This window comes from Campylobacter lari, from assembly GCF_004357905.1.
GTDB lineage: Bacteria > Campylobacterota > Campylobacteria > Campylobacterales > Campylobacteraceae > Campylobacter_D > Campylobacter_D lari_D.
Genome location: NZ_SMTT01000008.1, coordinates 43,493 through 55,803 on the forward strand (window position 1 = coordinate 43,493; position 12,311 = coordinate 55,803).

The 12,311-nt window shown below is 31.1% G+C and carries 11 protein-coding genes; 1 reads left to right on the top strand and 10 read right to left on the bottom strand.

All coding sequences use genetic code 11. The annotated features are described in order from the left end of the window. The first annotated feature begins 24 nt into the window (after nucleotides 1-24). The gene (locus E2O22_RS06850; RefSeq protein WP_133319834.1) at nucleotides 25-645 is read left to right on the top strand and encodes a hypothetical protein; all 621 of its coding nucleotides are present in this window, start codon (nucleotides 25-27) and stop codon (nucleotides 643-645) included. A 30-nt stretch (nucleotides 646-675) separates the two neighbouring features. On the opposite strand, the gene lepA is transcribed toward E2O22_RS06850, so the two are convergent. The 10 genes from lepA to E2O22_RS06900 are packed head-to-tail and all read right to left on the bottom strand — an operon-like array spanning nucleotide 676 to nucleotide 12,240. Then, nucleotides 676-2,466, bottom strand: a complete 1,791-nt coding sequence (lepA, locus tag E2O22_RS06855; RefSeq protein ID WP_039628652.1) for a translation elongation factor 4 — start codon at nucleotides 2,464-2,466, stop codon at nucleotides 676-678. A 9-nt stretch (nucleotides 2,467-2,475) separates the two neighbouring features. Then, the gene (locus E2O22_RS06860) at nucleotides 2,476-2,901 is read right to left on the bottom strand and encodes a hypothetical protein (protein ID WP_133319835.1); all 426 of its coding nucleotides are present in this window, start codon (nucleotides 2,899-2,901) and stop codon (nucleotides 2,476-2,478) included. 11 nt (nucleotides 2,902-2,912) lie between these two features. Further along, nucleotides 2,913-6,143, bottom strand: coding sequence for a cytochrome c biogenesis protein (locus E2O22_RS06865; protein WP_133319836.1), 3,231 nt, complete (start codon nucleotides 6,141-6,143; stop codon nucleotides 2,913-2,915). A 3-nt stretch (nucleotides 6,144-6,146) separates the two neighbouring features. Next, on the bottom strand, nucleotides 6,147-6,842 hold the full coding sequence (locus tag E2O22_RS06870) for an ABC transporter ATP-binding protein (RefSeq protein WP_133319837.1): 696 nt from the start codon (nucleotides 6,840-6,842) through the stop codon (nucleotides 6,147-6,149). Then, complete coding sequence (locus E2O22_RS06875; protein ID WP_133319838.1) at nucleotides 6,829-7,599, bottom strand: ABC transporter ATP-binding protein; 771 nt, start codon at nucleotides 7,597-7,599, stop codon at nucleotides 6,829-6,831. The genes E2O22_RS06870 and E2O22_RS06875 overlap by 14 nt, the downstream gene beginning before the upstream one ends. Next, nucleotides 7,596-8,627, bottom strand: coding sequence for a branched-chain amino acid ABC transporter permease (locus E2O22_RS06880; RefSeq protein WP_133319839.1), 1,032 nt, complete (start codon nucleotides 8,625-8,627; stop codon nucleotides 7,596-7,598). Before E2O22_RS06880 ends, E2O22_RS06875 begins: the two co-directional genes overlap by 4 nt. A gap of 1 nt (nucleotide 8,628) precedes the next feature. Further along, nucleotides 8,629-9,525 (bottom strand): branched-chain amino acid ABC transporter permease, encoded by an 897-nt coding sequence (locus tag E2O22_RS06885; protein ID WP_039628648.1) that lies wholly within the window; start codon nucleotides 9,523-9,525, stop codon nucleotides 8,629-8,631. A gap of 21 nt (nucleotides 9,526-9,546) precedes the next feature. Then, nucleotides 9,547-10,662, bottom strand: a complete 1,116-nt coding sequence (locus E2O22_RS06890) for an ABC transporter substrate-binding protein (protein WP_133319840.1) — start codon at nucleotides 10,660-10,662, stop codon at nucleotides 9,547-9,549. 11 nt (nucleotides 10,663-10,673) lie between these two features. After that, a complete protein-coding gene (locus tag E2O22_RS06895; protein ID WP_133319841.1) occupies nucleotides 10,674-11,786 on the bottom strand; it encodes an ABC transporter substrate-binding protein in 1,113 nt (370 codons plus the stop codon). 13 nt (nucleotides 11,787-11,799) lie between these two features. Next, on the bottom strand, nucleotides 11,800-12,240 hold the full coding sequence (locus E2O22_RS06900; RefSeq protein ID WP_412175282.1) for a c-type cytochrome: 441 nt from the start codon (nucleotides 12,238-12,240) through the stop codon (nucleotides 11,800-11,802). Nucleotides 12,241-12,311 lie beyond the last annotated feature (71 nt).

A 12,311-nucleotide genomic window follows, 5' to 3' on the forward strand; every position in this document is an offset into this window, starting at 1 on the left:
AAACCCACAAAAAAAGGAGCAAGGATGCAAATAAATTCGTATTCACGCGTGGCAGTAGAGTCGCAAGTTAGCAATAGGAAGGCTAATTTGAATACAAAACTTGAAGATGCCAATACCAAAAGTGCTAATAGCACAAAAGATATAGATGAGGATAAGCTTAGTAAGCTTGCTAGTATGGGAGGAAAAGGCATAACCGAGCTTTATGCTATGAATTTTATGCAGCAAGTATTTAGCATGAGTTCATCCAATGGTCTATCTCAGGCAGGGATTTTTCAAGGAGCTCAATCTAAGGATTCTTTAACAGCTATTTTATCAAATGTAGATTTTAAAGCTATAGGATATGAAGGTAAAGATATACTTAGTTTAAATGCTGATGAAGCAAAAGAGCTTATTGGGGAAGATGGATATTTTGGTGTAGCAAAAACATCTCAAAGATTGGCTGATTTTGTTATTAATGGGGCTGGTGAAGACATGGAAAAACTTCAAAAAGGTTTAGAGGGTCTAAAAGCAGGATTTGCACAAGCGGAAAAAATGTGGGGTGGCAAACTTCCTGATATCAGCTATGAGACAATTGATAAAGCTATTGAAACAGTAACTCAAAAAATTAACGAAATGGGTGGAAATTCTTTAGATATCAATGCATAAATTTATATCCCTAGTACATAAACTAGGGATTTAGTCTATTTTTAAAACACTTAAAAATGCTTCTTGAGGTAAATGCACCTTACCAATAGCTTTCATTCTTTTTTTACCTTCTTTTTGTTTTTCAAGAAGTTTTCTTTTTCTAGTAATATCCCCACCATAACATTTTGCGGTTACATTTTTACCCATGGATTTTACATTTTCTCTTGCAATAATTTTATTTCCTATGCTTGCTTGGATAGCAACTTCAAAAAGCTGTCTTGGGACGATTTCTTTCATCGCTTTTACAAGCTCTCTGCCCTTGCTTAGTGCTTTTTCATTTGGCACTATGATGCTTAGTGCATCGACATTTTCACCAGCTACTTTAATATCAAGTTTTACAAGATCTCCCACTCTAAATTCAATAGGCTCATAATCAAAACTAGCATAGCCTTTGGTAAGTGATTTAAGTTTATCGTAAAAGTCCATAACGATTTCGTTTAAAGGTATATCATACTCAAGTAAGACACGCTCAGGAGTGATGTAATCCATCTTAACTTGCATACCGCGTTTGCGATTTAAAAGAGTGATTAAATTCCCTAGGTATTCGCTTGGAGTTATGATAGTTGCTTTTACATAAGGTTCTTTTATATGATCGATTTTATTTACCGGAGGTAGTTCGCTTGGATTTTGAATTTTTAAAACTTCTCCATCGGTTTGATAAATTTCATAAGTAACAGTTGGAGCAGTGGCAATTAAATCAAGGTTAAACTCACGCTCAAGTCTTTCTTTAATAACCTCCATATGCAAAAGACCTAAAAAACCAACTCTAAAGCCAAATCCTAAAGCTAATGAAGTTTCAGGTTCATAAGTAATAGAACTATCATTAAGTTTTAATTTATCTAAAGCATCTCTTAAATCTTCAAATTTATCCGTTTCTATAGGATATAATCCTGCAAAAACAAAAGCTTTGGCTTTTTCAAAACCACCAATGGCTTCTTTTGCTTTATTTTTAGTTAGTGTTATGGTGTCACCTACTTGAACATCGGCGACATTTTTAAGTCCAAGCACGATAACACCCACTTCACCTGATTCTAATTTTTTAGTTTTTATAGGGCTTAATGGATGAGGATAGAAAAGATCTTGCACGAGATGTTTTTTATCTGTACTCATAACTAAAACTTCATCATTTTTAGCAATATTTCCCTCATAAATTCTAACTAAAGCCAAAGCTCCAAGATAATTATCAAACCAAGAATCATAAATTAAAGCTTTAGTAGGTGCTTCATCATCAGTTTTTGGCGCAGGAATTTTTGTGATGATAGTTTCTATGAGTTCTTTTATACCTACACCTGTTTTTGCGCTAACACAAATTGCATTAGAGCAATCAATTCCTATAATATGCTCTATTTCGTGTTTAACCTTTTCAATATCAGCCGAAGGAAGATCAATTTTATTAATCACTGGTATGATTTCAAGATCATTTTCTAAGGCTATATAAACATTGGCTATAGTTTGAGCCTCTACTCCTTGAGAAGCATCAACAACAAGTAAAGCCCCTTCGCAACTTGCTAAAGAACGACTTACTTCATAGGAAAAATCAACATGGCCTGGAGTGTCTATTAAATTTAATACATATTCTTCATTGTTGAATTTATAATTTAAACGCACAGATTGAGCTTTTATAGTTATACCACGCTCTTTTTCTATATCCATAGTATCCATTACTTGGGCGCTCATTTGTCTATCGCTAATTGCTCCGCATTCGCTGATAATTCTATCAGCTAATGTGCTTTTACCATGATCAATATGAGCTATAATAGAGAAATTTCTAATATTTTTCATCAAAAAACCTTAAGATTGTCTCATTTTTCTTTTTGCTAGGCCTATTTGCTCATAAGCATCAATTTCTTTTTTCAAAGCTTTATATCTTTTTTTTAGCTCATTGTTTAAAAATGAAATGTTTTTAGGAGTAGCATTAGCATTGGCTGAAATAGCACTAATGAAATCAAGTTTTCTTTTAGTGGCGCTGTCTTTTGGATTAGATCCTAGTTTTTGTGAATTTAAAAATTGCAAAATTAAGGCTTGAATTTCTTGAGAGTTGTTTGCATTATTTGCTTTAGATATAAAATCTTCTATATTGCTTATTTTTGGAGTTTTAGCTGGATTTGATTTGCTTGGTTGTTTTTCTTTGTGCATGAAAAATAATATCAAAAGAATTCCAAGTATGATAATTATCACTAAAGCTATAACTAAAAAAATAAAAAGAGAATTATTCATTTAAAACTTTCCTATAATTTTGTTGCATAAGATCTTTTAAAATAACTTGCTAAGCTTAATGCTACCATAAATAAAAATCCCCAATACACATAATCAGGAATTTTCACAGAATCTCCTGCTGCATAAGAATGCATACCAGTTAAAAAGTAATTTACACCAAAATAAGTCATGATAATTACCCAATATGCAAACATGGAGCAAACTGAAAAAATGTATTGATTTGCCCATTTTGGTACCATTCTAATGTGCAAAATGGCTGCATAAACTAAAATACTAATTAAAGCCCAAGTTTCTTTAGAGTCCCAACTCCAATATCTTCCCCAGCTTTCATTTGCCCATATAGCACCTAAGAAATTTCCAACTGTAAGTAAGCAAAGTCCTAAAATCATAGCCATTTCGTTGATTCTTGTTGCTTCTGTAATATTTCTTAAAATGTTTTCATTATGTTTGCCATTGATTTTTAGCATACATAATAAAATAAGTACAAATATACCTAATAATGCACATAATCCTAAAAATCCATAGCTAGCAGTAATAACCGAAACATGTATTGTTAGCCAATAAGATTGCAACACAGGAACTAAATTGGTAATTTGCGGATCCATTTGGCTAAGATGAGCTACACCTAAAGTAACTCCTGCTAAAATAGAGGTTAAAGAAAGTGCAATAGGACTTTTTCTCGAAAAGAAAATTCCAGATAATGATAAAGCCCAAGCTATATAAACCATGCTCTCATATGCATTACTCCATGGAGCGCGACCTGCTATATACCAACGCAAAGCCAAACCTAGAGTATGGATGAAAAATGCCACAATATTAAACACATAAACACATTTAAATATAAAATCAATGCGAATTTTTGGCAGAAGCATTTTAACAAAAACTATAATCAAAAGTAAAAATCCAGCGCATAAATAAAGCGGAGCAAGATTTACAAAAATTTGACTTTTGTTGAAAAAGATTTCTGTATTAATTTTTTTAGCACTTGGCATAACTTCATGGCCGTATTTTTCTTGGTAATTTTTGATAATATTTAAATTTTTAGTTGCTTCATCCCAGTTGTTATGTGCAATAGAATTACTAACTGCATTGAAATAATTTTCTAAAATGCTTCTTACTTCTTTACCTTCTTCGCCTTTTAAACCTATATATGCTTCGCGTGGTGCCACCCATTGATTATTGGTGCTATTTTGCAGTGGAATAAATTTAAAAATATCTCCTGAAAAAATTAAATTTACAATATTTACTCTTTCATCAAGCTTGATTATTTCTTTATCAAAAACACTTCTACGATTTGGATTTTTTCTATTAGCATTTTCTACATATTTTTGTAGTTTATAAGCATCTGTAGTGAAAAAATCTTTAAAACTAGTATAAGCCCTAGGTTCAATACCTAAAACTTTAGAAATTTCTTCATTAACCAAGCGACTTGTTGGCATAAATATAATATCTTTATCGTACCATGTACTGCCATCAAAAATCATTGATATGATAGTTGCTTCGGCACTTTGGCCTTGAAAGGTTGTGTTTTTGTATATTTTTTCTAAAACTTCCATAGCTAAAGTATTAAAAGGAACCATTCTACCATCAGGTTTTTGTACTACTAAAGAAGCAAGTTCTTTAGCATGTGTTTCATCTACCTTGATGGGTTCATTTGCATAAGTATTTTGGCTTGCAAAAAAAACTAATATAAATGTCAATATCGCACTTGTTTTTTTCAAGGTGTCTTGATTGATTAATTTAGCTAAAGTCCTAAATCTTGAATGAGGATTTAAAATATTTAAAAACATTCCTAATGTAAGTAAAAAGTATCCAATATATGTAGGAATTTTACCCGGATCTTTATTAACTGAAAGTATGGTGCCAAGCTCATCTTGATCATAAGAACTTTGGTAAAATCTATAACCTTGATAATCTAAAACATTATTCATAAAAATCTTATATTCTAATTTTTGTTCGGCATTATCAATTTCCACATAACTTGCATAAGACATAGGCGACATCGAGCCAGGATAGCGTTCTAGTTCAAAGTCTTTTAAGTACATTTCAAATGGCATTTCTATTCCTTTAGGCCCCCATCTTAAAAAGAAAGGTTGACCTGCTACATCAATACGGATAGGCGAGTTGTATTCTACTAGGAAAACTTCTTTAGATTCTCCTTTATAGCTTAATTTTAATTTTAAAGCATTAATAGCATTTTCTGAAAGTTGAGTTGGCATATATTTAGTGCTTTGTGCAAAGTCTTTGAAATTATTTAATAAAGAATTATTCCAATATTTTGCCTCACCAAATAAAGAAATCAAAGCATTGCGTCCTAGCTCTATCCAACTATTTTTAAACCAAGTAAAAAAGCTTTCATCTTGAGCTTGATTAACGCCTTCTAAGGTTTTTTTACCATGTAAAGAAGCAAATTTTACCACTAAATTAATATCATTAAAAGAATATAATCTTAAATCTTTAGCTTGTGCTTTTTGATTTGCTTTTAAAATGTTTTCTTTACCATCACTCATTGACATGTATTTTAAATCAAAATCAGCACTAAGCTTTAGATCTTTATCAATTTTTATATAAGGACTTGGAGCAGAGTCGTTTAAAAATGCTATATTGACACCATTGATATTTTTTATATCTCCTGCTTGAAAAAGCAATTCTTTAGATTCGTTATTTTGTGAAAGCATTAAAGATAAAAGAGGAGCAGAGTTGTTATCATCGATATAAATTTCTTTTGCATCTAAAATCAAATTTTCATATGAAATTTGAGCTTTTTCATCAGGTAATATTAAATCAAATGAAAAATCATTTACAAAAGGTAAAGTGGCAATATATTCAGATTTTGCAGCACTATATACTTTATCATCTTTTAAGGTTGCTATGTAGATATAACTTTTTGAGGTTTCAATGATATTATTTTTTTCGTTTTCTCTAATGTGTAAATTTCCTTCAAATCCCATATATCTAGTCATAGCTGAACCTAGTAATATAAATAAAAATGAGATATGAAAGATTAAAAGTGGTATTTTTTTCTTGTTAAACATTTTATATTTAAAAAGAGCTGTTAAAAGATTGATTCCTAATATGAGCTGTATAAAGCCAAACCAAGATGTTCCATATATCATGGCCCATGCTGTTGGAGTATTGTAAGCACTTTCTATAAAAGTAGCTAGAGCGCAAAATAGGGCAAAAATTAAAAATAAAAAAATAGAAATTTTTATATCCCCAAAAGCTAAAAGTTGTCTTCTCATGATTTAAGCTCCAAGGTATTTTTTTCTAATCTCATCATTACCGATAAGATCTTTTGCAGGTGCATGCATAGCGATTTTACCATTTTCTAGAACATAAGCATAATCGCTGATTTTTAAAGCTGAAAATGCATTTTGTTCCACTAATAAAATAGTAATACCTTCTTCTTTTAATTTGACTATAATATCAAAAACCTCTCCAACTATTTTTGGAGCAAGTCCTAGCGAAGGTTCATCTAGCATTAAAAGTTTTGGCTCACTCATAAGAGCTCTTGAAATAGCTAGCATTTGAGCTTCTCCACCGCTTAGAGTTCCCGCTAATGCATTTTTTTTATCTTTTAATCTTGGGAAAAGTCTATACATTTGATTTTTCAAATGTTCATAGTTTTCTGCATTATTAAAAGCACCAATTTTTAAATTTTCTTCTATAGTGAGATTTATAAAAACTCTTCTTCCTTCAGGTACCAATGCTATACCTTTTTGTACTAAAGTATGAGGTAAATGTCTTTGAGTGTCATAACCTAAAAAACTTACTTCACCAGTTTTTTTAACACAATTTAGCATTGCATTAAGTGTTGATGTTTTTCCTGCACCATTTGAGCCTATCAAGCTAACTATACTTCCTGTTTTTATGGTAAAATCTATACCTTTAACAGCTTCTATTAAGCCATAATAAACATGTAAATCTTTAACTACTAGCATTAAAATCTCCCAAATATGCACTAATTACTTCAGGATTTTGAACAGCATCACTTGGCTTTCCTTCAAAAATAGTCTTACCATAATCAAGCACCATAACCCTATCGCAAAGCTTATTTACAAATTTCATATCATGCTCAATAAGCAAAACACTGATTTTTTTATTATTTCTTATATCAAAAATCAATTCAGCCAAATCATCGCTTTCTGTTGAATTCATACCTGCTGCTGGTTCATCTAACAATAAAAGTTTAGGATTTGTTGCCAAAGCTCTTGCTATTTCAACTTTTCTTTGTTGTCCATAACTTAAACTAGTGGCCCTTTCATCAGCCAAATGAGCAATATTGAGTTGTTCTAAAATTTCATAAGCTGCTTTTTTTGCATTTTTTTCTGCTTTGGAGAATCTTCCCAAATGTAAAAAAGCTTCAAAAATATTATATTTAATACTCTTATCAAAACCAATTAATACATTTTCTAAAACACTCATGCTAGAAAAAAGTCTAATGTTTTGAAAAGTTCTTGCTATGCCTAGATGAACTATTTTGTGCGGCTTTAAATGGTCAATCTTTTTTCCTAGAAAAAATACTTCTCCGCTGCTTGGTTTATAATTTCCTGTAATAATATTAAATAGTGTCGTTTTTCCTGCGCCATTTGGACCTATAAGTCCAAAAATTTCGCTTTCTTTTATAGTAAAAGAAGTATTTGCTATAGCACTAACTCCACCAAAATTTTTATGGATTTTTTTAAGCTCTAAAATCATTTTTTATTCCTTTTAGAAAACTTAAATAAAATATCTGTTAATTCTTTATCACCCATTATTCCTCTTCTTGCAAAAAGCATTACTAAAATCAATATAACAGAAAACACAACCATTCTAAGACCAGGCATAGCAGGAGTTTCATAACCAAAAATATTCATACTCTCATCTAAAAATCTTAAATACTCACTTCCACCTATTACTAAAATAGCTCCTATGATAGCACCAGTAGTTGAACCTAAGCCGCCTAAAACAATGATGATTAAAAGCTGAAAAGTAAATAAAAAGTCAAATTGTTCAGGTGAAACTGAAGCTAGTGCGCAAGCTAATAAGCCTCCTCCAACACCTTCTAAAAATGCTGAAGTACTAAAGGCTAAGGTTTTAATATTAAAAGTGTTAATACCCATTGCTAATGCTGCATCTTCATCATCTCTTACAGCTTTCATGGCTCTACCAAATTTTGAACTAACAATATTTAAGATGATAATAACAGAAAATATAGCAATCCCACCACTCCAGTATAAGGTAGTATGTTTAGGAATATCGTTTAAGCCCAAAGAGCCATTTGTAACAGAAGCAAAGTTAATTGCCATAAGCTTGATAATAATTCCAAAGCCTAGTGTTACAATAGCTAAATAATCTCCTCTAACTCTAAATACTGCAAAGGCTAAAACTAAAGATAAAAGCATAGCACAAACCCCAGCAGCAAGTAAAGCTACAATAAAGCTTGGCGAATGAATCATCAAAATAAAACTACTTGGATCCTCTAAAGAAAACTGATCGATTTTGCTTTCACTTGTAAGTAAAACTAAGGCTGCAACATAAGCTCCTATAGCTACAAAACCATTTGGCTCTAATGAAAATTGTCCTGTAACTCCATTGATAAGATTATAACTTACCGCTAAGATTACAAAAATAGCAATATTGCTTAAAATTCCTATTTTATAATCGTTAAAAAAATAAGGAGATATAAAAAGAAAAGCAAGCGCTATAATAAAGAAACTTAAATGTGTAATTTTTCTTGCAATCATTTTAAAACCTACTTTTTTCAAAATTAATACCCAAAATTCCAGTTGGTTTAAAAAGTAAAATTAATACCAAAAAGATAAATGCAAATGCATCTTTAAAACCAGAAAGATCAGGGAAAATAGCAACAACAACAACCTCTGTAAAACCTATAATCAAACCACCTAAAACTGCCCCAGCAACAGAACCAATACCACCTAAAACAGCAGCGCCAAAGGCCTTAAGTCCTATAAGAGTTCCCATGCTAGGTTCAACAGAAGGATAACTAACAGCCCAAAAAATACCACCAATAGCAGCTAAAGCTGAACCTAGTGCAAATACAATAGCGATAATACGATTTGCATCAATTCCCATTAAATTTACAGTATGAATATCAAAAGCTAAAGCTCTAATAGCAATGCCATATTTGCTTTTATAAAGTATGAATAAAACCACTAATAATATAAAAAATGTCAAAATAGGCACTAAAATACTATTAATGCTAATGCTGATATTATTAAAATTAATCACTGTTTCAAGATAGCTTGGCACAGGAAAATATTTTGGCGTTGAACCAAATAAGACATTAAATACATTTTGTATTAAAAAGCTTATACCTATGGCTGTGATAAGTAAAGAAATTCTAGGTGCTTTTCTTAAAGGTTTATAAGCTACTCTATCAATAGCTATACCTAAAGCTGCTGCAAATAACATAGCTAAAGAAAGAGCGCCTAAGAAAGGTACATTCATGCTTGTAACACAAAATAAAGCTGAATATGCACCCACCATCATAATATCACCATGTGCGAAATTAATCAGTCTTAAAACACCATAAACCATTGTATAGCCTATGGCGATAAGTGCATACATACTGCCTAAACTAAATCCATTTATAATTTGCTGTAAAATTAAAGAACTATCCATTGAACCTCTTAAAATTTTTATTTATGGTAGAATCGAGTCTTTATAAACTTGTTTTTGATTCTCTATTGATTTTATAACAATTGAGCGCGTGGCATTACCTGTTTTGTCTATACTGATCACCCCGCTAACACCTTCAAATTTAGAAGTAGCATGAATGTTGCTGTTGATACATTCACTATTGAAATCATTAACGCATTTTTGCATAGCTTCAAAGATTACAAAATATGCATCTGCACCCATAGCTGTAAAATTTGGAACTTCTTTGCTTTGTTTTTCTTTTTCATAGGCTAATATAAAGTCTTTTGAAAGCTGTGTTGGAGGGTTATTATAATCAAAACTATCTGTAAATAAATATCCTTCTGCTGCATCTTGAGCTAGATTAATAAAAGTTTCATCGGCAACTCCATCTGCCGAACCCATAGGAATATTAACACCCATTGCTTTTGCTTGGCGTGCGAATAAAGAAGCCTCAGTATAATATACTGGAAGATAAATAAAATCAGGTTTTAAATTTTTAACTTGAGAAAGTATAGCTTTAAAATCTTTATCGCCTGCTGTAATTCTAAATTTATCTAAAATTTTTCCACCTTGTTTGCTAAATTCTTTTTCAAAGGCCCTAGTTAAACCCAAAGAATAATCTGCGCTTTGATCGCTGATAATCACAGCTTTAGTGTAATTTAACTTATTTTTTACATAATTAGCCAAAGATGAGCCTTGAAAACTATCCATAAAACAAACTCTACTGGCATATAATTTTTTATTTAAAATTTTATCAGCAGTAGCTGCAGGAGCAACCACTGGTATCTTTTTTTCCTCGCCAATTCTTATCACTTGTAAAGTATTAGCTGTTAGCATTTCTCCAATAAGTGCATAAGCTTTATTTTGCGAAATTAATCTTGTGCTAGCATTTGCACTTTCTATTTTGTCACCTTTTGTATCTACTACAACAAGATTTACCTTATCGCCATTACTTAAAGTATTTTTCATAGAATTTGCAATTTTCACTCCATCTAAAGCACTTTGACCATAAGCTGCAGTAGATCCTGTTAGAGGTAAAACTACGCCAATGTTAATTTCTTTTGCCTGTATGATATTACAAGCTATGATAGACAATATAGCTATACTAATTTTTTTCATAGTTTAACCTTTCAAGGATTAATAATAGTTTTATAAACTTGTTTTTGTTCTTGTATTTCTTTTATAACTACAGAACGACTTGCATTGCCACTAGCATCTATGCTTATAACTCCACCTACGCCTTCAAAATTATTAGTAGAATGAATTTTTTCATTAATGCATTGTGCGTTAAGATTATTAGCACATTCATTCATTGCATTTACCATCACATAATAAGCATCAGCTCCCATAGCAGAAAATGCTGGAAGCTCTTTGGTGCCATGATCTTTTTCATAAGCATTGATGAAATTTTTAGACAAAGTTGTTGGTGGATTGTTATAGTCAAAACTATCGGTAAAGATTACTCCATTTACGGCATCACCCCCAAGTTCAATAAATGTTTTATTATTTACCCCATCACCTGCACTTAAAAGTTTATTAAAACCAACTGCTTTTGCTTGTCTTGCTATTAAAGCTGCTTCTGGATGGTAAATTGGCATATAAACAAAGTCAGGATTGATACTTTTAAGTTGTGAAACAATAGCTTTAAAGTCTTTATCGCCCGATGAGATGGTTAATTTTTTAAGTATTTTCCCGCCATTTTGTTTAAATTCTTTTTCAAAGGCTCTTGCTAAGCCTAGTGAATACACATTGCTTTGATCAACTATTACAACTACAGTTTTTAAATTTAAATCTTTGTATGCATAGTTTGCAAATTTATCTCCTTGGAAGCTATCCATAAAACAAACTCTACTAGCGTAGCTTTTTTTATCCAAAAGTTTATCGCCTGAAGCAACAGGGGCTATTACTGGGATTTTTCTTTCTTCAGCTATAGATAAAACTTGCATAGTATTTGGTGTAACAGCTTCACCTATAAGTCCTAAAACTTTATCTTGAGAGATAAGTCTAGTGGTGGCATTTGCTGCTTCTATTTTATCGCCTTTTGTATCTATGGCTATGATTTTAACATTATCTCCGTTTTTTAAATTTGGATTTAAGGTATTAGCTAGTTTGATACCTTCATATACATCATTACCATAAGCCGCTAAAGCGCCAGTAAGTGGTAAAATAACTCCTATTTTTACTTCCGCAGCATAAATTGAACTAGCACAAAGCAAGCTAGCTAGCAGTAGATTTTTTTTCATGAAAACTCCTTTTTTATTTTAAAAATGTATTATGTTTTGTTTTTGGTGCTGGTTCTTCTTCTAAAAGATCTTTTTGATTAAGCTCAATAGAAAAATTTTGCCCCTTTAAGTAAGCTATAATGTGATCCATATCACTTCCACTTAATTTTTTGGTGTATATGCTCATTTGAATGTTATCGCTTGATTGATCTTTAAAATATCCATTAGCATAGTCTTTTAAGGCACCTTTGATTTCTTCTGGGCTTAAATCTTTAATAGCTTTTTTACCATAAGAATTTTTTTCTCCATTTTCTCCGTGACAGGTGTTACATTTGTTTTTAAAATATATTTCTTTAGCTTTTTTTAAATCATAGCTAATATTATCATTAAAAGTATAAGTAAATAAAGACTTTATATTAAAAGCCATTAAAGAATTTATAAATAAAATACTAATTATAAATGAGCGTAACATAATATGCCTTTTTTAAATATAAATAAAGCTCGATTATATCTAAAAAAAATAAACAATTTTATCTCAATCTCACT